Raw genomic sequence first — 21,515 nt, forward strand, 5'->3', positions numbered from 1 at the left:
TTCTGAATATTCAAAGCAACAACCTCTTATTTTTCAATTTTCTATCTTTTAATTATTCCTCTTCTGCTTTTGCACGAGCCGCAATTTCCTTCTCCTGAATATCAGAAGGAGCTTGTTCATAGCGAGCAAATTCATAAGAAAATTCACCGCTTCCTCCTGTCATGGAACGAAGGTCTGTGGAATATCCGTAAATGGAGAGCATCGGTACGTCTGCTTCTACAACTGTATAGCCCTTCCGTGCAGTATCCGGGTTCATTCCCAGTACACGGCCTCTTCTCTTGTTCAAATCACCCATAACGTCTCCGGTGAATTTATCCAGTACGCTTACCTTCATAGATACAATCGGCTCTAACAGTACAGGTGACGCTTCCATAAAGCCCTTTTTAAACGCCTGAATAGCTGCTGTTTTAAATGCCATTTCAGAGGAGTCTACCGGATGGTAAGAACCATCATATAAAGTAGCTTTTACACCTACTACCGGATAAGAAGCAACAGGACCTTTCAATACAGACTCCTGAATACCCTTTTCTACTGCCGGGAAGTAATTCTTCGGAACTGCTCCGCCTACAACAGTCTGTTCAAATACATAAGGTGTTTCCAAATCGCCGGATGGTTCAAATGTCATTTTTACATGACCATACTGTCCATGTCCACCGGACTGTTTTTTGTATTTGTATTCCACGTCTGATTTTTTACGAATAGTTTCTTTAAACGGAACCTTCGGTTCAGATAAAACAATGTCTACTTTATAACGTTCTTTTAATTTACTTACCACAATGTCCAGATGCTGCTCGCCGATACCATATAATAAGGTCTGACGGTTCTGTGCATCGTTGACTGCTTTCAAAGTCAAATCCTCCTGCATCATCTTTGCCAATGCCTGAGATACTTTATCATCATCTCCCTTATTTACTGTCTGATAACGTTTGTAAGTATAAGGAACAGAAATATCTGTTTTACCGTAAAGGATTGGTGTGGTCTTTGTAGCCAGTGTATCTCCTGTGGTCACGGTACCCAGTTTTGCAATAGCTCCAATATCTCCTGCGTGAAGCTCTGCTACTTCGATTGGCTTTGAGCCTTCCAGAACATAGAGTTTATTCAGCTTTTCTTCGGAGTCCTTGGATACGTTAAAGAGAACATCGTCTCCTTTGATAACGCCGGAGCATACCTTAACCAGTGAATATTTTCCTAAGAACGGGTCAACGATTGTTTTAAATACATAAGCAGATTTTGCTTTTGTAAAATCGTAATTTGCCTGATAAATTTCGTTTGTCTTTGTATTCATACCTGCACAGGTCTTCTGGTCCGGACTTGGGAAATATCCGCAGATATCATCCAAAAGGTTTGCCACACCCTGAATATTTACAGCAGAACCCATACATACCGGAATAATGCTTCCGTCAGAAATATTCATCTTCAATGCAGCGGAAACCTCTGCTACGGAAAATTCTTCTCCTGCAAAATAACGATCCATAAATTCTTCGCTGATTTCAGCCACAGACTCCATTAAAGTCTCATGATATTTCTCTAAATATTCATTCAGATATTCCGGAACAGGGCATTCCTTTTTCTGTCCTCTTTCAATATATCTTCGACCTGCCTGTTTTACGATATTTACATATCCCACAAATTTACCGTCTTCTCGAATTGGCATGTGCAACGGCGCAATTTTTTTGCCGTACAGCTCTGTAAGCTGCTCTACTACCTGACGATAGCTGACATCATCAATATCCATTTCCGTAACAAAGAACATTCTTGGGAGATTATATTTTTCGCACAGCTCCCATGCCTTCTGTGTTCCTACCTGAACACCGTCTTTACCGGAAACAACGATAATCGCTGCGTCAGCCGCTCCTACTGCTTCTTCAACTTCCCCCACGAAATCGAAATAGCCCGGAGTATCCAATACATTAATTTTTACTTTTCCCCATTCAACCGGAATTACAGATGTAGAAATTGAAAATTTTCTCTTTATTTCTTCTTTATCAAAATCACTGATTGTGTTGCCATCTGTTACCTTTCCTAATCGGCTTGTAATACCTGATAAATAAGCCATTGCCTCTGCCAGACTTGTTTTTCCGGCGCCCCCATGACCAAGCAGGACCACATTTCTAATTCTGTCGGTTCTAAAAACGTCCATATGTAATACCTCCCAAATATATTATGTGTATATTTTACTAAAAAAATTGATATATTTCAAGTATTTTATTCAAATTAAACAAGTTTTTTTCTTCTTTTATTCGACTGCATCCATAGAATTGACAATTACAAAAACCTGTCATAAAATGATATTGTTTGACAGCATTTTAATTAGAAGGAGTACTGAAATATATGGAAACCACAACTATTGGTTTTATTGGTCTGGGGCTTATTGGCGGCTCGATTGCAAAAGCAATACGAAAATTCCACCCGGATTATCAGATTATTGCTTATAACCGCACAAAGGACACATTAAAAGATGCGGTATTTGATGGAATTGTAGACATTCCCTGTAATGAACAGGATCCGCGTTTTGCCCTTTGTGATTATATCTTTTTGTGTGCTACAGTAGACTATAATATTGAGTGTCTTCCATGGCTGAAGCAGGTCATACGTCCCGGCTGTATACTCACAGACGTAGGCAGTGTAAAGGGGGAAATTCACCGAAAAGTCACAGAGCTTGACATGGCTTACAACTTCATCGGGGGACATCCTATGGCGGGAAGCGAGCACATGGGATATGAACACTCTACCGACCATTTGATTGAGAACGCCTACTATATTCTGACCCCGTCTGAGGAGGTTGGTCTTGATAAAATAGGAAAGTATACCGAACTGGTAACTTCCATTGGGGCTTTGCCTATGATTTTGACTTGGGATGAGCATGATTTTATTACTGCTGCCGTGAGCCACCTTCCTCATATTGTGGCTGCATCTCTTGTAAATGTAGTAAAAAAGCTGGACTCTCCTTTGGAGCACATGAAAACTATTGCGGCAGGCGGATTTAAAGATATTACCCGTATTGCGTCCTCATCTCCGCACATGTGGCAGCAGATTTGTCTGGAAAATCCGGAGCATATTTCAAAGGTTTTAGATGAATATATACGCTTGATTGTGCAGGCAAAATATTTAGTGGACCAAAAAGATGCCAATGGTCTTTACGATATGTTTTCACAGTCCAAGGAATACAGAAATTCCTTTAATGATGTCCCCAGCGGACCAATTAAAAAGGATTTTGCCCTGTACTGTGATATTATTGATGAAACAGGTTCTATTGCTACCATTGCAACTATTCTTTCTATGAATAATATCAGTATTAAAAATATCGGCATTCTTCACAACAGAGAATTCGAAGACGGCGTATTAAAAATCGAATTTTATGACGAAGACGCTTTAAAACAGGCTGCGGAACAGCTTACAAAGCGCAACTATAAAATTTATGAGAGATAGGAGGTTCTTCTATGGTTTTTAAAAAATCTGCTCCTCTTAGAGGAGAAATCACAGTTCCGGGAGACAAATCCATCTCTCACAGAGCTGTTATGTTCGGAGCGCTGGCAAAAGGAACAACTTCCATTAGCAATTTTTTAAAAGGCGCTGATTGTCTGTCTACCATCTCCTGCTTTGAAAAAATGGGAATTGAAATTGAACAGCTTCCCTCTGAAATTTTAATTCACGGAAAAGGACTTCATGGCTTAGAAGCTCCGAAAGCCGTGTTAGATGCAGGAAACAGCGGAACTACCACCCGCCTTTTATCCGGTATTTTAGCCGGACAGACTTTTTGTACCACTTTAACCGGAGATGCTTCTATTCAGAAACGTCCTATGACACGAATTATCACTCCCCTTTCCCAAATGGGAGGTAAAATTGAAAGCATATCCGGCAACGGCTGTGCACCGCTGAAAATAACGGGTCATCCTTTAAAACCCATACATTATCTTTCACCGGTAAGCTCTGCACAGGTAAAGTCCTGTGTTTTATTGGCAGGAATGTATGCAGATGGCATTACAAGAGTGACAGAGCCCTATCTTTCCCGCAACCATTCCGAACTGATGCTCCGCTCTTTTGGTGCAGACGTTACTTCTGAAGGAACTACTGCGGCTATCACGGGCAATCCTATTTTAGAAGGACAAAAGGTCGTTGTTCCCGGAGATATTTCTTCTGCGGCTTACTTTATTGCTGCGGGACTTCTAATTCCGGGCTCTGAAATTTTAATCAAAGATGTGGGAATAAATCCTACACGAGATGGAATTCTAAAAGTATGCGCAGATATGGGCGCAGATATTCAGCTTTTAAATAAGAGGGAATACGGAAAAGAGCCTGTGGCTGATATTCTGGTAAAACACAGCGAGTTAAAAGCAACGGTTATCGAAGGCGCACTTATTCCCACTCTCATTGACGAACTTCCGATGCTTGCTGTTATGGCAGCCTTTGCCCAAGGTACTACCATTATCCGTGATGCACAGGAATTAAAGGTAAAAGAGTCTAACCGTCTGGATATTATTGTGCAGCATTTATCTGCTATGGGAGCTGATATTATTCCTACGGAAGACGGCATGGAAATACATGGAGGCAAGCCTTTAAAAGGCGCTGTTTTAGACAGCTATATGGATCACAGAATTGCCATGTCCTTTGCCGTTGCCGGTATGGCTGCTGACGGAGAAACAGAAATTTTAAATGCTTCCTGCGTAGATATCTCCTATCCTGAATTTTATCGGGATATGGCTGCAATTTCTGCTTCATAAGGTCGTTAAATTTTAAACAAATTTTAGAATTTCTATATATTTTTTTATTGATTTATTGTAGTAAATATGTATAATATAGAAGAGAAGCAGGGTTTTCCCCTTCTTTAAAAAAGGATATCGCAAATCTGTCTTGGCAGGTGAGATTATCGTAATTAATATAAGAGAAAAGAGGTACATGTAAGATGGCAGAATTGAATTTAAGCAAATACGGCATCACTGGAACAACTGAGATTGTTCACAACCCTTCTTATGAATTATTATTCGCTGAAGAAACAAAACCGGAACTGGAAGGCTTTGAAAAAGGTCAGGAAAGTGAACTGGGTGCAGTTAACGTAATGACAGGTGTATACACAGGACGTTCTCCTAAAGACAAATTCATCGTTATGGATGAAAACTCTAAAGACACTGTATGGTGGACTTCTGATGAATACAAAAACGACAACCATCCGGCTACACAGGAAGCTTGGGATACTGTAAAAGATATTGCTTTAAAAGAGCTGTCTAACAAAAAACTGTATGTTGTAGATGCTTTCTGCGGTGCAAACAAAGATACACGTATGGCCATCCGTTTTATCGTAGAAGTAGCTTGGCAGGCACATTTTGTTACAAACATGTTCATTCAGCCTACTGAAGAAGAGCTGAAAGACTTCGAACCAGACTTTATCGTATACAATGCTTCTAAAGCAAAAGTTGAAAACTACAAAGAATTAGGATTAAACTCTGAAACAGCTGTTATGTTCAACATCACAAGCCGTGAGCAGGTTATCGTAAATACATGGTACGGCGGAGAAATGAAAAAAGGTATGTTCTCTATGATGAACTACTACCTTCCATTAAAAGGTATCGCTTCCATGCACTGCTCTGCAAACACAGACTTAAATGGTGAAAACACAGCAATTTTCTTCGGTCTTTCCGGAACAGGAAAAACTACACTTTCCACAGATCCAAAACGTCTCTTAATCGGTGATGATGAACACGGCTGGGATGACAACGGTGTATTTAACTTTGAAGGCGGATGCTACGCAAAAGTTATCGACTTAGATAAAGATTCTGAACCAGATATCTACAATGCAATCAAACGTGACGCTCTTCTTGAGAACGTAACATTAGATGCAGAAGGAAAAATCGACTTTACAGATAAGAGTGTAACAGAAAATACTCGTGTATCTTATCCAATTAACCACATTGAAAACATTGTTCGCCCTGTATCTTCTGCTCCAGCTGCAAAAGAAGTTATCTTCTTATCTGCAGATGCATTTGGTGTATTGCCACCAGTATCTATTCTGACACCAGAACAGACACAGTACTACTTCCTTTCTGGATTTACAGCAAAATTAGCTGGTACAGAACGTGGAATTACAGAACCTACACCAACATTCTCTGCTTGCTTTGGACAGGCATTCTTAGAGCTGCACCCAACAAAATATGCAGAAGAACTTGTTAAGAAAATGCAGCAGAGCGGAGCAAAAGCTTACCTTGTTAACACAGGTTGGAATGGTACAGGAAAACGTATCTCCATCAAAGATACTCGTGGTATCATCGATGCAATCTTAAACGGAGATATCTTAAACGCTCCTACAAAGAAAATTCCATACTTCAACTTCGAAGTACCTACAGAACTTCCAGGTGTTGATACAAACATTCTTGATCCTCGTGATACTTATGCAGATGCTTCCGAATGGGAAACAAAAGCAAAAGATTTAGCTCAGAGATTTGTTAAGAACTTTGCTAAATACGAAGGAAATGAAGCTGGTAAAGCTTTAGTTTCTGCTGGTCCTCAGGAATAATTGAAGACAGTAAAAGAGGTAGCGGCTGAAATTCAGCCAACTACCTCTTTTTTTAATATTCCAAACCCATTTCCTAAATGCTTTCCTTCCAACAAATAATTTCTGGCAGCTTTTTGTAATCCTGTACTTTGAGGATATTTTGTATAATCCTCCTGCTCTTTTCCAAAAATACGCTGTTCTGCCTGTCTGACATCGTAATCAACTTCTTTAATTTCAAAGAATTCCTGAAATTTCACAATATTAGATGACTTAGAAAGAACTTCCTTCAGCCCCGGATATAACAGCCAGGAATGACAAAAATAAATATAATCTCCTTTAAAAAATTGTTCTGCTTTTTGAAAGGAGTTCCTGCATTTTTCTATATCCAACTTCTCTCCCGCAGGAATATGAATACTGATAGCCGGTATCTTCTTTCCTTCACAGTAATATGTAGTTTTTTCAAATTGTAATCTTCCCAATCGAAAAAGTCTTCCATCTAAATGTATAGAAAGCCACTGAGGCTTGTTCAATCCGTATTCCTTAAATTTTTCCTTACAATCCTCTGACCAAATTGTCAAATCATAAAAAGTATCATAATAGATTTCATCAGAAATACCCATTTTGCAAAATTCCGGATATTTTTCACAGGCCATTCTGCTGTATAAGTATAACAATTTTATTCGATAATTTTTTTCCTGTACAATTCTTTCAAAAAAAGTTTGCCGTGTATAAAGAAAAGCTTCCTTGAAATCTTCATATTCCTGTTCTGATAGAGGAAGAGCTAAAAGTTCTTTTTTAGCTTCTGAATTCAAGGATATCTTCTCTAAAAATTCTGCCAGTTCCATAAGCAGTTACTCAATAAACATGGCATCGCCAAAACTGAAAAAGCGATAACGCTCTTTTACTGCTTCTTCATAGGCATGTATAATCTTTTCTTTTCCTGCCAGCGCAGAAACCAGCATCAAAAGTGTAGACTCCGGCAAATGAAAATTGGTAATTAAAGCATCAATCATCTTGAATTGGTAACCGGGATAGATAAAAATATCCGTCCAGCCGCTTTTAGCCTGTAAAATTCCGTTTTCATCCGTAGCAGACTCAAGTGTTCTGCAGCTGGTAGTTCCTACGGAAATCACTCTTCCACCCTTTGCCTTTGTTTCATTGATAATTTTTGCCTGTTCTTCTTCTACTACATAAAATTCAGAATGCATATGATGATTTTCTACATCATCTACCTTCACAGGACGAAAAGTACCAAGTCCCACATGAAGAGTTACATGAGCAATTTTCACACCTTTTTTTTCTATTTTTTCTAATAATTCCTTTGTAAAATGAAGTCCCGCTGTAGGCGCTGCTGCACTTCCTTCATTTTTTGCATATACCGTCTGATAACGTTCCTTATCCTGCAGTTTATGAGTAATATAAGGAGGCAGAGGCATTTCTCCCAGTTTGTCCAATATTTCTTCAAAAATCCCTTCATACTGAAACTGTATCAGACGATTTCCTTCTTCTACAATATCCAGTACTTCTCCAATTAAAAGTCCGTCACCAAAGCTGATTTTTGTTCCCGGTTTTGCCTTTTTCCCCGGTTTCACTAAGGTTTCCCATACATTATTCTCTCTTCGTTTTAATAAAAGGATTTCAATCCCTGCATCTGTTCCGATTTTACTTCCATATAAACGGGCCGGTATAACTCTTGTATCATTGATAACAAGACAATCCTCCGGATTTAAATAATCAATAATATGTTTAAAATCCGTATGGCAGATTTCACCGGTTTCTTTGTCCAAATGCATCAGTCTGGAAGATGATCGATCTAATAATGGGTCCTGAGCAATCAGTTCTTCTGGTAAATCATAATAAAAGTCTGCTGTTCTCATGGTTTCTCCTCTCTACTATCTGACATAATATACCACATCTTCTTCAAGAAGTACTGCCTTGTTTTCTTTGATTTCTACAATATTCACACTGCAGTTAGGTGGAACTTTTCCATGCCAGAAATTTGCAATATCTGCGTCTTCATATACATTCTGTAAAAGAGCACGCACTGCACACCCATGAGAAGCAATCAGTATATTTTTGTCCTGCAATTCTTCTCTGGCAGTAATATCTTCCCAGAAATCTCTGGTTCTGGCACAAATCTGAGTAAGTTCCTCTCCTCCCCTGGGAGCTTTATAATCTTTTGTATTATGGAAAAAATTATAAAGCATTTCCTGAGGAAGCAGGGAGGAATTTTCTCCCTCCCATTCGCCAAAACAGATTTCCTGTATTCTTTTATCCTCATAAATAGGAACTTCTCTGTTATAAAGAGCCAATTTTGCCGTATCTTTTGCTCTTTTTAAGGGGCTGGTAAAACAACAGTAAAAAGGAATTTCTTTCAGTGCCTCTCCTGTTTTTTCTGCCAGCGCAATACCATTTTCATTTAACTCAGTGTCAGAAGCACCCTGCAGCCTTTTTTGCACATTCCACTGGGTTTCTCCATGTCTAAGAATATATAACTTCATAATTACTTACGCAGCTCGATACCAAGTCTTTCCAGACCATTGAGGATTTTTTTCATGGCTGCATTTACATCTGCATCCTCTAAAGTTCTGTCTTTTGCACGGAAGGTAACAGAGTATGCCATAGATTTATAGCCTTCCTTAATCTGACTTCCTTCATAAATATCGAACAACTGGTAATTTTCCAGAATTTTTCCACCTCTTTGTGCAATCACTGCTTCGATTTCTCCTGCTAATACTTCTTTCGGAACTACCATACTGATGTCACGGCTTACAGCAGGGAATTTTGCAATACCTTCGTACTTTCTGTCAAAAGTTGCGAAGTCTAAAATTGCAGGAATATCCAGAACAGCTACATAAGCTTTTTCTCCGATACCATAAGAAGCTGCAACAGTTGGGTGAACTTCTCCCATATATCCAATAACAGTTTTGTCATAAATAATTTCTGCCTGACGTCCCGGATGAAGGAATGGTTTGCCTGCATTTGGATTATATTCTTCCTTTTTATGCATGCCGATTTTGTCTAAGAATTCCTCTACAACACCTTTCATGGAGAAGAAATCTCCTGCGCCATACATTCCTAATGTGAACATCATTCTTTCTTCCGGAAGCTCTGTTAAAGGTAATTCTTTTGGAAGATAGATATTTCCTAATTCGTATAAACGAACATCTTTATTTCTTCTCTTATAGTTTGTTCCCAGAGATGTGAGCATACCATTTAAAGAAACAGTTCTCATAATACTGAAATCTTCTCCTAAAGGATTAGAAATCACAATGGCTTTTCTTAACTCATCATTTTCAGGAATTAATAATTTATCAAACACTTTCGGACTTTCAAAAGAATAGCAGTATCCCTGAGAAAATCCGTTAAACTCTGCCATATCTCTTGCAACCTGTTCAATACGCAGTTTAAATGGAAGCTTTCCTGTAGTTGCCTCACCTTTTGGCAATGTTGTTGGAATGTTATCATAGCCATAAAAACGAGCTACTTCTTCTGCTAAATCTGCAATACGGAAAATATCATGTCTGAAAGTAGGCGCTACAATTTCTCCTGTACTTTCATCATATTCTAATTCAACTCTGCTTAAATATTCTAACATTTCTTCTTTAGAAAGCTCTGTTCCCAGAAGGCTGTTAATCTTATCTGCATCAAAAGCAACACGTACCGGCTCTTTTACTTTTGAATATACATCTGCCATACCGCCTACAACTTCACCGCAGCCAAATTCTTCGATTAGCTGACAAGCTCTGTCAATAGCTGCCTGTGCATTATTCGGGTCTAATCCTTTTTCAAATTTACCGGAAGCATCTGTACGAAGTCCCACTTTTTTGCTGGACAGACGGATATTCACACCGTCAAAGCATGCTGCTTCTAACAGAACCGTTGTTGCATTTTCTGTAATCATGGAGTTTTCTCCACCCATAATTCCGGCAATTCCAACAGGCTTCTTTCCATCGCAAATCATCAGTACAGAGTCATCTAATACGCGTTCCTGTCCGTCCAAGGTAACGAATTTTTCATCTTTTTTCGCACGGCGGACAATAATTTCCTGTCCTTCAATGGTATCCATATCATAAGCATGCATTGGCTGTCCAAATTCTTCCATAACATAATTGGTAATGTCTACCAGATTGTTGATCGGACGAATACCGTTAGCTGCCAGGCAACGCTGCATCCATTTTGGTGAAGGTCCAATTTTTACATTTTTTACCATTCTCGCACAGTAACGAGGACAAAGATCTTTGTCTTCTACAGTTACTTTTACATAATCGTTTACATCTTCAGAATTTCCTTTCACTTCTACAACCGGTGGGTAAAATGGCTTCTGGAAAGTAGCTGCTGCTTCTCTTGCAATACCGATAACACTGTAACAGTCTACACGATTAGAAGTAATTTCATATTCAAATACCACATCATTGAAACCCAAAGCTTCAATTGCACTTGCTCCAACTTCTGCGTCTTCCGGAAAAATATAAATTCCATCTTCTGCCGCTTCCGGATAGAACTCTGTTGTAGAGCCCAGTTCTTCAATAGAGCACATCATACCGCAGGACTCTACGCCACGCAGTTTTCCTGTTTTAATTTTTGTTCCGCCAGCAACACTTCCGCCGTCTAATACAACCGGAATTTTATCCCCTTCCTGTACATTGGATGCACCTGTTACAATCTGAACCGTTTCTGTTCCGATATTTACCTGACAAACAATCAATTTATCCGCATCCGGATGTCTTTCAATTTTTTCAATCTGTCCAATGACAATCTTTTCAAGGTCTGCATCCAGTTCTTCAAAACCTTCTACCTTTGTTCCTGATAAGGTCATTGCATCTGTATATTCCTGTGCAGTAACATCTAAATCCGGCACATATTTTTTAATCCATGATAATGATGTATTCATTTTTTTCTCTCCTCCTAGAACTGACGTAAAAATCTTGTGTCATTTTCATATAATAAACGCATATCGTCGATTTCATATTTTAAAAGTGCAATACGTTCAAGACCTACGCCAAATGCAAATCCTGTATATTCTTCCGGATCAATTCCACACATTTCCAGAACATGAGGATGTACCATACCACAACCTAAAATTTCAATCCAGCCGGAACCTTTGCAGAAACGACAGCCCTTGCCTCCACATTTGAAGCAGGAAACATCTACCTCTGCACTTGGCTCTGTAAACGGGAAATGATGAGGACGGAATTTTGTTTTTGTTTCCGGTCCGAACAATTCCTTTGCAAACTCTTCTAAAGTTCCCTTTAAATCTGCAAATGTAATGTGCTTGTCAATAACCAGACCTTCAATCTGATGGAAAGATGGAGAATGTGTGGCATCTACTTCGTCAGAGCGGAATACTCTTCCCGGTGCAATCATACGAATTGGCAGTTTGCCCTGTTCCATTACTCGCGCCTGTACCGGTGAAGTCTGTGTACGAAGTACAATATTTTTATTTACATAGAAAGTATCCTGTTCATCTTTTGCAGGATGTCCTTCCGGAATATTTAATTTTTCAAAATTATACAAATCATATTCTACTTCAGGACCTTCTACTACTTCATAGCCCATACCGATGAAAATTCTTTCAACTTCTTCCAGAGCAATGGTATTTGGGTGACGATGCCCGATTTCCATTTTCTTTGCAGGAAGTGTTACATCAATCACTTCTTCTTTTAACTTTTTCTCTAAAGCTTCTGCTTCTAATTTTGTCTTTGTCTCTTCTAAAAGACCTTCTAACTCAGCTCTTACCTCATTTACCCACTGACCAACTTTTGGTCTGTCTTCCGGGGCAACATCTTTCATTCCTTTTAAAACTGCAGTTAATTCACCCTTTTTACCTAAAAATGCAACACGCACTTCATTTAACTTATCCAAAGAATTTGCTTCCTGAATACGCTTTGCAGCTTCTTCCTGAATATGCTGTAATTTTTCTTTCATGACTTTCTCCTTTTATTTCTATATTTAGATGCAAAGAACGATTTCCTATGAAATAAAAAAGCTCCGCCCCAAAAAGGGACGAAGTCATTATAATCTCGCGGTACCACCCTCGTTCCTGTCAAACACATGACAGGCACTCGTATCTGTTTAACGCACAGTTACGTCATTTCCTACTTCTGTAAAATACAGTTTCAAAAATGCAGCTCCGGTGGGAATTTCAATATCTGTCCGAACTGAGGAAAGCTTACAGCCAATGACTTTCCATCTCTGGCAGAAAACAGGTATCTACTGACACTTTCTTTGCTTTTTTCATATCTGCCCTTTATTTTAGCCACTTTCTTATCTGATGTCAAGATTTTCTTTCATCTTCTTCCTTTTCTTCATCCTCATCACTCTTTAAAAGCTGATAATATTCTCTTCTGATTGTCTGTGCCGCCATCTGATGAACCTGTTCGATTTTCTCTTCAAAATAATGGTTTACCTGTGCACCAATCATCACAAACATCATACAAAAGTATAGCCACAGCAACACCAATACAATGGTTGTCATACTTCCATACATATTTGCGGCTCCGTTATAAAAATCAATATACAAAGAAAAACAAAAAGAAAACGCAGACCAGCATACAGCACACAAAAGTGCTCCCGGAAACTGACTTCGAAAGGTTGCTTTTCTATTAGGAATAAATTTATACATCAGCAGAAAAACAAGGCACAATGCACTGAGAGTAATTACTACCCTCATACTGATAATCATAGTTACAATTTTTTCCATAAAAGGGAAATGGCTGCTAAGCTCTCTTTGTAAACTATTTCCGAATACCTGTAAGATCAGTGTCAATATAATTGATATTACAAAAACTAAGGTATAAAACACTGCCCGAATTCTGCTGACCAGAAAGTTTCTGGTTTCTTTTACTTGATAAATGTTATTAAATCCTCTGGTCAATGCCTGTATTCCCTTCCCTGCAGACCACATGGCAATCACCGCAGAAATTGGTACAACACCCAGAGATTTTTCATAAACCTCGTTTACAATACTTTGTATAAATGTCTCAAAATTCTCCGGACATACTTGAAGTACAGCATTAACCACCTCTGTTTTTGTCAAAGGCGTATATTTTACAGAAGTCATCAAAAGAAGCATGAACGGGATAAAAGAGAGTATGATAAAATATGCCGCCTGTGCCGCATAAGCAGTTACATGACGTTCATTCATACTATCCATAAATCCTTTGATTATATTAAGGAAACGTTTTACCACACTCTCACCCCCATCTTCTTAACAATATGAGCAATTGTATCATGGATTTTCTTTCTTGACAATATCCTGTACCTTCCCCATTTCTACCTCATTATAAAAGTAACTCAAAATCTCCTGATAAGTCTTTCCCACATCTGCCATCCCCTTTGCTCCATTCTGACTCATCCCTACGCCATGTCCATAGCCTCCGCCTTTTATCTGATAACCAATAAGTGTACCTGCATTATCTGTCTGTTTCTCCATTGTAAAATAAGCGCTTGGAAGAAGCTTTCCGCCTTTCACCGAAGAGCCATCCTGCCTGATAATCTCTCCACCTACAGGCGCCAGAACAGAACGAATATCATACTCGCTGTAAAAACTTTTTTCGCCTTGATCCGTTTCTATTTTCAAATGCAGAACTGCTTCTCCTTCTCCCTTTTCCATAATCTCTACATTTTCTATTTGGTTTACTTCCGGAAACAAATCTTGAACATTTTTCAAAATATTCTCCTCAGACACCAGAACTTCCCACTGATACCAGGGTTCTTTCGAGTCGTAAGTACAATCTACACTTTTTAAATAAGGAGATGGAGAAGAAGTTTCCCATACCTCATCTGTACTGGTTTTTCCATGAGAAGTAGAAAAATAATATGCCTGAATAGGCTTTCCATCTTTTAATAAAATTTCACCTTTTGTTTCCAGCACTGCTTCATTAGATGCAGCTGACTCTTCTGTATTTTGGTATACCTGATAAGAAACACTGTCATCTACCTGTCCATGAAGCTGTTCCAATTTTTTGCCTTTAAGTTGTACACAGGCATAAGTTCTTGCGCACACTGCCTGCGCTTTTAATGCTTCTTTTGGATAAGAAGCAGGCATTTCACTGGGCACAACTCCACAGATATAATCTTCCAAAGGCAGTTCATTAACAACATGCATTCCATTATCATCTTCATAGATTTCTAAATTTCCTTTATAGGAAGGCGCACCCTGTCCTCTTTTTAAGGAAGTAATGGTAATCCTGCATTCTGCATTTTCCGGTAAAAGCATCAGGCTGCCATTGGCAAGTTCCTGGCAGCCCGTTTTTAAAGTTATTTTATCTCCGGAAGAAAATTTTTGCTGAACAGCTCCATTCATTTCATAATTTCCATAAAATTCCAAAGAAATTTCTGAATGATAATAGCTTTCATAATCATTTGTCATTAAAACCACCCGAATAGAAGGTTCTTCCAAAACTTCATCGGTTATTTCTGTTTTCTGCTGCAGTTCTGTCTGTTTCAAAGGCTCTGTATCTGCACTTGCCCATTCATTTTCCTTTTGTGCATACGCTCTTAGAATTTCCTTTTCTGTGACCGCCTTCCTTTCTCCTGCTTTTCCGGCACACCATACAATCAAAATTCCTATTAGAGCAATGAGAATAATCAGGAGTTTCCATTTTAACTTTTCTTTCCAATTCATACTCCTAATATATGCTTTTTCTTCTTTTTTCATGCAAAAAAGAAAAAGGGAGGGCTGTCGCATTAAATATTTAAAGCAGCAGCCTCCACCTATTATTTTATTTTCTTACAGAAAATTTATAAATCGTTGTTGTATCGTATTTTTCTCCTGCTTTTAATATTGAACTCTGAAAAGCAGTCTGATTACAGGCATCCGGATAATACTGTGTTTCCATGCAAAAACCATCTCGTTTGCCATACACATATCCACCTTTTCCTGTTTCCTGTTCAATGAAATTACCAATGTAAAACTGCATGCCAGGTAAATCTGTAAATACTTCCATAACAATGCCGGACTTCTCTGAGAACGCTTCTGCTGCTTTCTTCAGTTCGCCCTTTTCTCTGGACAATGCGTAATTGTGGTCATAACCACCACCGAATTTCAACTGTTCAAAATCTGCCTCTACGTCCTGTCCGATTTTCTTTGGCTTTGTGAAATCCATTGGTGTTCCTGCTACCGGCAAAATTTCTCCTGTAGGAATTGCCTGTGAGTCAGATACCGGTGTATATTCCGGTGCAAAAATCTGTACGGTATGATTGAGCATTGCTTCTGCTCCTGCATTATGCCCTGCCAGATTAAAATATGAATGATTTGTCATATTTACCACAGTATCTGCGTCTGCGCTTCCCTGATAGTGAAGAAGAATTTCATTATCATCTGTCAGTTCATACGTCACATATCCTGTAAAATTCCCTGGAAAACCCTGATCCCCATCAGGACTTAAAATACAAAAAGTAATTGCATTTTTTTCTTCATCTATTTCTGTCACATTCCATACTCTGGTACGATACCAGTTCGGACCGCTATGTAAATTATTTACATTATCATTAACTGCAAGCTGATATTCTTTTCCATCAATAGAAAAGCCTGCATTTTTAATACGATTTCCATTTCTTCCAATAATGGCTCCAAAATGTCCTGGATTTTTATAATACCCTTCTACGGTATCATAACCCAATGCAACATCTATCTTATTTCCATTTTTATCCGGTACTAAAATCTCAACTAAAGTTGCACCAAAATCCGTAACTGTAATTGTCATTTGATTTTTATTTGTAATACCATATAAAAAAACTTCCTGATTGTCCATGCTTTTTCCAAAGGACTGCTTTGTAATACCCATTTTATCCCTCTCCTGTCTCTTACAATTTCCTGTGAAATAAAAAAATAAGCCCCGAAAGGCTCTTTTTTATGTCCCAGAATGCCGTTTCCTATCTTCTGACTCCTAGCTTATGCTAGGTGGGCAACCGCAACCGACTCGCTGTCTTCCGCTGCACAATGACGGCCTGACATTAACCCGGCAATATAGGAATCCCGTTTAAAGTAATGTAGGTTCAAAATAAATAGGATTATCGCACACCCCAGGACTTCATATCATTATTATACTCTAGTATATGAATTTTTTCAACCAAAAATACACCATGAAAAAGAAAAAAATCAAAATAATTTAAGCTCTTTTTTTCACGTAAGCAAGGCAAATTTTTCTTACTTCTTCCATACGCTCTTTTGTCTTTGGATTTGTATAATTCATACGATCAATGTTTGTATTAATATAATCATTTTCCAGAATATATTGAAAACTGGAAGGAAAATTCAAATCGAAAATAAATGCCAGATAAGAAATCCACATATCAAGATGTGTCGTTCTTTCCGCTCGCAAGATACTGCGTTCTTCTCTAACAGCTTCTAAAATATTATCAGATACTTCTTCCTTCTCTACTATTTCTTTTGAAAGATCAAAGTGTGCCTCCAGACTCTCTGTTGCTTTTACCCGAAAATTATCTAATTTATCTGCGTCTCGAATAAGTCTGCAGTGAAGTAAAATGCGTTTATCTTCTATATGTGGAAGCTGATATGCTGAATGCCAGTAAATTGCTTCTCGGATAATTTTATCATATTGGTCTGTTTCAATAAAATCACGAATTTTACCCTCTTCAAATAAAATCTGTACTCCAAATTTTGCATGATCCATGATACTGTCATCATAACTATTATATTTCTTTAATTGTTCAAATCTTCCAATATCATGTAAAAGGGCAATCAATAGTGCAAGCTCTCGGTCTTCTTCTGAAATATTCTCTCTGGCCGTAATATATTCTGCTGCTTTTACCACGCAAAAAGTATGAACTCTTTTTAATTTAATTTTATCATCCTTCGCATCATAAGCACTTAAATATTTCTGAAAACTCTTTCTAGCATATTCTAAATCAATTCCTGACATTGTTTTTTCCTCTTTAAATTCCTAATATTTCCATGACTGTTTCTGCCATCTGTGATACTTGCGCTGTTCGATTATGGCGAACTTTCGCTGTACGGATTTCCTCTATTGCCTGAGGCACCGGAATTTTAGCAAGTTCCGCTAATTCATCCACCAGCTGAAAATCTTCCATTCCTTCATATTTTTTGTCTATAGCAGTCATTACACTTCTTGTAAATTTAAAAGGACTTGCCGTAGAAGCAATCACTGTTTTTTTATCATCTTGTGTTTCTTTCTTATATTTCTCATATACAGCCTTTCCCACCGCTGTATGAGTATCCAGTACATATCCCGTTTCTTCGTACACCTGTTGGATAGTCTTTGCAGTTTCTTCTTCGTCAGCATAATTTCCATAAAATTCCTGAAGCTTTTCTTTCATTTCTTCTGTAATTTCATATTTGCCTTCTTTACTTAACTGTTCCATCAGTGTACGGTTTTTCTCTGTATCATTACCGGCAATTTTATAAATCAATCTCTCCAGATTACTGGAAATCAAAATATCCATAGACGGAGAATTTGTCAGATGGAAATCACGGTTTCTGTCATAACATCCTGTCTGGAAGAAATCATAAAGAACTTTATTCTCATTGGAAGCACAAATAAAACGAGCGATAGGAATTCCCATTTCTTTTGCATAATATGCTGCCAGAATATTACCAAAATTCCCTGTAGGAACTACCACATTAATCTGCTCATCTTCCTGTATTTCCCCGGACTCCATAAGTTTTAAATAAGCATACACATAATAGGCAATCTGAGGTACCAAACGTCCAATATTAATGGAATTGGCAGAAGAAAATTGAAATCCTGCACCGGTCAGCTTTTCTTTCATTTCTTTATCATTGAAAATATTTTTCACACCAGTCTGGGCATCATCAAAATTACCATAAATTCCTACGACAGATGTATTTTCTCCTTTTTGTGTGAGCATCTGCTTCTCCTGAACAGGACTTACTCCATCTTTTGGATAAAAAACAATAATGCGTGTTCCCGGAACATCTGCAAATCCGGCCATTGCTGCTTTTCCGGTATCTCCTGATGTAGCTGTTAAAATTACAATTTCATTAGTAACACCATTTTTCTTTGCGGCTGTAGTCAAAAGGTGAGGCAAAATGGAAAGCGCCATATCTTTAAAAGCAATGGTAGAACCATGAAACAGCTCCAGATAATAAGAATTTCCTTTCTTCACCAACGGAGCAATCTCAGGCGTATCAAATTTACTGTCATATGCCTTATTGATACAATTTTTTAATTCTTCTTCTGTAAAATCTGTCAAAAGTCTGCTCATTACCTGATATGCAATTTCCTGATAGCTTTTTCCTAACAATTCTTTCAAAGGCACATCCAAGGCAGGAATACAGTCCGGTACAAACAATCCGCCATCTTCCGCCAGCCCTTTTAAAATAGCCATAGAAGCTGTAATTTTCTCTCCGTTTCCTCTGGTACTTCCATATAATACTGCCATTTCATTCTTCCTTTCTTATGGGTATGTATAAAAATCGTGCACACCATGTTTAAACAAAAATTTCAAGTCTTCTTTAAACCACTGTACATTGCTTTTATCTGCATAGGCTTCTTCCATAAAAAACAACGCACCTTTTGAATAATCTTCTCCATCAATAGCTCTGTTTACGGCTTCTCTTGTTTCCTCCGATATCGTAACCGTATGAATTCTTCCATCTGCCGTAGGAGAAAATTGAGGGCTTCCCGCTACATTTTCCCACACAACTTCTGTAACTGTAGAAGGAAATTCAGGATTTTTTATTCTGTTGAAAATAACATTTGCCACCAGAATTTTTCCTTTTATATCTTCTCCCCCGGCTTCTGCTTCTACAATTTTAAGAAGTGTATTGTAATCCTCATCAGACATCACAAGTTTATCTTCGGTAAACCCAATAGACTTCTCTTTTAATCTTTTGACTTCCTCTGCCCCCTGATTTCCAAAATCAAGCTGAGACTGGATTTTTCTTTTTCCCATTCTCTGCCCTACCAAAACCACCTCAAAAGAAGTCCCTATTTTCTTTACTGCCTTTTGTGTATTCTGACTAATTGCAACACCTTGAATAATGGATTTCAATCCTTCTTCCTGTACCTGTATCTGTTCCTTGGCACTTACCTGTTGAGACGAAAACACGATTGTCATTATCAGCATTGCAGCGACTGCTGCTTTTGCCTTTTTCTGTCTGCCATTTTTATCCATAAATCTTCCCTTTAGTAAGTCCTTATTTTCTCTTACAAAATATCTCATTGAAATAAATTATAAGCGAAACTTTGCTCTAAAGTCAAGTTATCCCTATCTTCTTCAGGGTCTTGCACGATTTCTTCCCAGTATTTCTCTATGATTTTTATGAATATTGTATAGGTTTAACGATTATTTATTGCTGCAACCAACGCATCAATAGATGCATGAATAATATCTTCATGTACACCGGCTCCCCAGGCTAAAGTGCCATCTGGCTTCTGAATTCCCACATAAGCAATGGCTCTTGCATGAGAGCTTTTTTCTAATGCATGTTCCTGATAAGTAACCACTTCGTACTGGAAGCCATAAGCTTTTTTCAGCGCATTGCTCACCGCATTTAAACTTCCATTTCCAGATGCTTTTATAGAAATTGGCTTCTGGTTGAAACTTGATTTAATTTCTGCGACTACGCCATTTTCTACTTTTTCAAAATGAGTTTCTTCTACTGTCAATGGAGAACTTGTATTTTCAAAGGTTTTCTTAAACAATTCAAAAATTTCTTCCGGTAAAAGTTCTTTCTGTCTGTGGTCAGATACTGCCTTTGCCGTATATCCCATTGCCTCCCGCATCTTAGGAGGAAGATTTAATCCAAATTTTGTTTCCAAAATATAACCGACTCCGCCTTTTCCTGACTGACTGTTAATGCGGATTACATCAGCATCATAGTTACGTCCTAAATCAGAAGGATCAATAGGAAGATAAGGCACTGTCCAATGCTCCGGATGTTTTTCATCCTGCCAATGCATACCTTTTGCAATAGCGTCCTGATGGGAGCCGGAAAACGCTGCAAAAACCAATTCTCCACTGTAAGGACTTCTCTCATTGATTTTCATTCCTGTAAATCCTTCGTATTTTTCACAGATTTCTGTCATGTCTGAGAAATCCAGTTCAGGACAAACCCCCTGTGCATACATATTTAAAGCAATTGTAACAATATCTGCATTTCCGGTACGTTCACCATTTCCAAAAAGTGTACCTTCGATACGGTCTGCACCTGCCAGAAGTCCCATTTCTGCATCTGCCACACCACAGCCCCTGTCATTATGTGGATGAAGAGAAATCACCACATTTTCTCTGTATTTTATATTTTTACATATATATTCTACCTGACTTGCATAAACATGAGGCATAGAATGTTGAACAGTAACCGGCAGATTGATAATTGCTTTTCTGTCACTTTGAGGTTTCCATATATCAAGCACCGCATTGCACACTTCCAGCGCATATTCCGGCTCTGTGCCTGTAAAGCTCTCCGGACTGTATTCAAAACGGTAATTTTCTCCTGCCTGTTCTGTCAAATCCTTTAAAAGCTGTGCACCTTTTACAGCTATTTCTAAAATTTCCTCTTTACTCTTTTTAAAAACCTGTTCTCTCTGTGCCAGGGAAGTGGAATTATATACATGAATAATTACATTTTTCGCTCCCTTTACAGCTTCAAAAGTCTTTTTTATAATATGTTCCCTTGCCTGTGTTAAAACCTGAATGGTAACATCATCGGGAATTAAATTTTCTTCAATTAAAGTGCGGATAAATGTATACTCTGTTTCTGAAGCTGCCGGAAATCCCACCTCAATTTCCTTAAATCCTATTTTTGTAAGGAGTTTAAAAAATTCTATTTTCTGCTGTAAATTCATAGGAATTACAAGTGCCTGATTTCCATCACGTAAGTCTACGCTGCACCACACCGGGGCTTTTTCTACATAATCTTTTTCTGTCCAATCCATACACTTCACAGGTGGAAGAAAATACTGTCTTTTATATTTGCGATAATTCATTTTCTGACTCCTTCCCTTTACATAAAGAAATATTTTCTTAATACAATATCACTTTAAAGTGAAGCCGTCAATAATTTTGTGCCTCC

The 21,515-nt window shown here is 38.2% G+C and carries 16 protein-coding genes, 1 other RNA gene and 1 other annotated feature; of the genes, 3 read left to right on the forward strand and 14 right to left on the reverse strand.

What is annotated here, in order from left to right:
* Positions 1 to 52: 52 nt before the first annotated feature.
* A complete protein-coding gene (locus tag BQ7352_RS12110) occupies positions 53 to 2,140 on the reverse strand; it encodes an elongation factor G (RefSeq protein ID WP_072449470.1) in 2,088 nt (695 codons plus the stop codon).
* A gap of 191 nt (positions 2,141 to 2,331) precedes the next feature.
* Here BQ7352_RS12110 and BQ7352_RS12115 point away from each other — a divergent pair, with 191 nt between their 5' ends.
* The 3 genes from BQ7352_RS12115 to pckA all read left to right on the forward strand — a co-directional run bounded on the left by BQ7352_RS12115 (position 2,332) and on the right by pckA (position 6,508).
* Complete coding sequence (locus BQ7352_RS12115; protein WP_072449471.1) at positions 2,332 to 3,429, forward strand: prephenate dehydrogenase; 1,098 nt, start codon at positions 2,332 to 2,334, stop codon at positions 3,427 to 3,429.
* 11 nt (positions 3,430 to 3,440) lie between these two features.
* Complete coding sequence (aroA, locus tag BQ7352_RS12120; RefSeq protein ID WP_072449472.1) at positions 3,441 to 4,721, forward strand: 3-phosphoshikimate 1-carboxyvinyltransferase; 1,281 nt, start codon at positions 3,441 to 3,443, stop codon at positions 4,719 to 4,721.
* 182 nt (positions 4,722 to 4,903) lie between these two features.
* On the forward strand, positions 4,904 to 6,508 hold the full coding sequence (gene pckA, locus BQ7352_RS12125) for a phosphoenolpyruvate carboxykinase (ATP) (protein WP_072449473.1): 1,605 nt from the start codon (positions 4,904 to 4,906) through the stop codon (positions 6,506 to 6,508).
* A gap of 32 nt (positions 6,509 to 6,540) precedes the next feature.
* Here the strand turns inward: pckA and BQ7352_RS12130 are convergent, their stop codons facing one another.
* The 13 genes from BQ7352_RS12130 to BQ7352_RS12190 all read right to left on the reverse strand — a co-directional run bounded on the left by BQ7352_RS12130 (position 6,541) and on the right by BQ7352_RS12190 (position 21,429).
* Positions 6,541 to 7,332 carry an acyltransferase domain-containing protein gene (locus BQ7352_RS12130; RefSeq protein ID WP_072449474.1) on the reverse strand — a complete coding sequence of 264 codons (792 nt, stop codon included), beginning with the start codon at positions 7,330 to 7,332 and terminating at the stop codon, positions 6,541 to 6,543.
* A 6-nt stretch (positions 7,333 to 7,338) separates the two neighbouring features.
* Entirely contained in the window at positions 7,339 to 8,364 is a 1,026-nt protein-coding gene (queA, locus tag BQ7352_RS12135) for a tRNA preQ1(34) S-adenosylmethionine ribosyltransferase-isomerase QueA (RefSeq protein ID WP_072449475.1), read from the reverse strand.
* Positions 8,365 to 8,379: 15 nt separating this feature from the next.
* The gene (locus BQ7352_RS12140; RefSeq protein ID WP_072449476.1) at positions 8,380 to 8,991 is read right to left on the reverse strand and encodes a histidine phosphatase family protein; all 612 of its coding nucleotides are present in this window, start codon (positions 8,989 to 8,991) and stop codon (positions 8,380 to 8,382) included.
* On the reverse strand, positions 8,991 to 11,381 hold the full coding sequence (gene pheT / locus BQ7352_RS12145; protein ID WP_072449477.1) for a phenylalanine--tRNA ligase subunit beta: 2,391 nt from the start codon (positions 11,379 to 11,381) through the stop codon (positions 8,991 to 8,993). The genes BQ7352_RS12140 and pheT overlap by 1 nt, the downstream gene beginning before the upstream one ends.
* Before the next feature lie 14 nt (positions 11,382 to 11,395).
* A complete protein-coding gene (gene pheS, locus BQ7352_RS12150) occupies positions 11,396 to 12,415 on the reverse strand; it encodes a phenylalanine--tRNA ligase subunit alpha (protein WP_072449478.1) in 1,020 nt (339 codons plus the stop codon).
* 71 nt (positions 12,416 to 12,486) lie between these two features.
* Positions 12,487 to 12,725: a binding site (T-box leader), on the reverse strand.
* Positions 12,726 to 12,764: 39 nt separating this feature from the next.
* A complete protein-coding gene (locus tag BQ7352_RS12155; protein WP_072449479.1) occupies positions 12,765 to 13,679 on the reverse strand; it encodes a YihY/virulence factor BrkB family protein in 915 nt (304 codons plus the stop codon).
* Positions 13,680 to 13,718: 39 nt separating this feature from the next.
* The gene (locus BQ7352_RS12160) at positions 13,719 to 15,116 is read right to left on the reverse strand and encodes a SpoIID/LytB domain-containing protein (RefSeq protein WP_242948581.1); all 1,398 of its coding nucleotides are present in this window, start codon (positions 15,114 to 15,116) and stop codon (positions 13,719 to 13,721) included.
* Positions 15,117 to 15,213: 97 nt separating this feature from the next.
* Positions 15,214 to 16,278, reverse strand: a complete 1,065-nt coding sequence (locus BQ7352_RS12165) for an aldose epimerase family protein (RefSeq protein WP_072449480.1) — start codon at positions 16,276 to 16,278, stop codon at positions 15,214 to 15,216.
* A 66-nt stretch (positions 16,279 to 16,344) separates the two neighbouring features.
* A non-coding RNA gene (gene ssrS / locus BQ7352_RS12170) (6S RNA) lies at positions 16,345 to 16,526 on the reverse strand.
* A gap of 76 nt (positions 16,527 to 16,602) precedes the next feature.
* Entirely contained in the window at positions 16,603 to 17,376 is a 774-nt protein-coding gene (locus tag BQ7352_RS12175) for an HD domain-containing protein (RefSeq protein ID WP_072449481.1), read from the reverse strand.
* Positions 17,377 to 17,389: 13 nt separating this feature from the next.
* Positions 17,390 to 18,877, reverse strand: coding sequence for a threonine synthase (thrC, locus tag BQ7352_RS12180; protein ID WP_072449482.1), 1,488 nt, complete (start codon positions 18,875 to 18,877; stop codon positions 17,390 to 17,392).
* A 15-nt stretch (positions 18,878 to 18,892) separates the two neighbouring features.
* Entirely contained in the window at positions 18,893 to 19,612 is a 720-nt protein-coding gene (locus BQ7352_RS12185; RefSeq protein ID WP_072449483.1) for a cell wall hydrolase, read from the reverse strand.
* A 164-nt stretch (positions 19,613 to 19,776) separates the two neighbouring features.
* On the reverse strand, positions 19,777 to 21,429 hold the full coding sequence (locus BQ7352_RS12190; RefSeq protein ID WP_072449484.1) for a 2-isopropylmalate synthase: 1,653 nt from the start codon (positions 21,427 to 21,429) through the stop codon (positions 19,777 to 19,779).
* Between the last annotated feature and the right edge of the window lie 86 nt (positions 21,430 to 21,515).

Origin of the sequence: Blautia sp. Marseille-P3201T, assembly GCF_900120295.1 — a bacterium.
Classification (GTDB): Bacteria; Bacillota; Clostridia; order Lachnospirales; family Lachnospiraceae; genus Blautia.

What these genes read in the sequence shown, in the direction of transcription:
- pckA (WP_072449473.1), top strand. Translation starts at nt 4,904, where the DNA reads ATGGCAGAATTGAATTTAAGCAAATACGGCATCACTGGAACAACTGAG.
- queA (WP_072449475.1), bottom strand. Translation starts at nt 8,364, where the DNA reads ATGAGAACAGCAGACTTTTATTATGATTTACCAGAAGAACTGATTGCT.
- BQ7352_RS12130 (WP_072449474.1), bottom strand. Translation starts at nt 7,332, where the DNA reads ATGGAACTGGCAGAATTTTTAGAGAAGATATCCTTGAATTCAGAAGCT.
- BQ7352_RS12165 (WP_072449480.1), bottom strand. Translation starts at nt 16,278, where the DNA reads ATGGGTATTACAAAGCAGTCCTTTGGAAAAAGCATGGACAATCAGGAA.
- BQ7352_RS12110 (WP_072449470.1), bottom strand. Translation starts at nt 2,140, where the DNA reads ATGGACGTTTTTAGAACCGACAGAATTAGAAATGTGGTCCTGCTTGGT.
- pheS (WP_072449478.1), bottom strand. Translation starts at nt 12,415, where the DNA reads ATGAAAGAAAAATTACAGCATATTCAGGAAGAAGCTGCAAAGCGTATT.
- BQ7352_RS12190 (WP_072449484.1), bottom strand. Translation starts at nt 21,429, where the DNA reads ATGAATTATCGCAAATATAAAAGACAGTATTTTCTTCCACCTGTGAAG.
- BQ7352_RS12115 (WP_072449471.1), top strand. Translation starts at nt 2,332, where the DNA reads ATGGAAACCACAACTATTGGTTTTATTGGTCTGGGGCTTATTGGCGGC.
- BQ7352_RS12160 (WP_242948581.1), bottom strand. Translation starts at nt 15,116, where the DNA reads ATGAATTGGAAAGAAAAGTTAAAATGGAAACTCCTGATTATTCTCATT.
- aroA (WP_072449472.1), top strand. Translation starts at nt 3,441, where the DNA reads ATGGTTTTTAAAAAATCTGCTCCTCTTAGAGGAGAAATCACAGTTCCG.
- BQ7352_RS12185 (WP_072449483.1), bottom strand. Translation starts at nt 19,612, where the DNA reads ATGGATAAAAATGGCAGACAGAAAAAGGCAAAAGCAGCAGTCGCTGCA.
- pheT (WP_072449477.1), bottom strand. Translation starts at nt 11,381, where the DNA reads ATGAATACATCATTATCATGGATTAAAAAATATGTGCCGGATTTAGAT.
- thrC (WP_072449482.1), bottom strand. Translation starts at nt 18,877, where the DNA reads ATGGCAGTATTATATGGAAGTACCAGAGGAAACGGAGAGAAAATTACA.
- BQ7352_RS12175 (WP_072449481.1), bottom strand. Translation starts at nt 17,376, where the DNA reads ATGTCAGGAATTGATTTAGAATATGCTAGAAAGAGTTTTCAGAAATAT.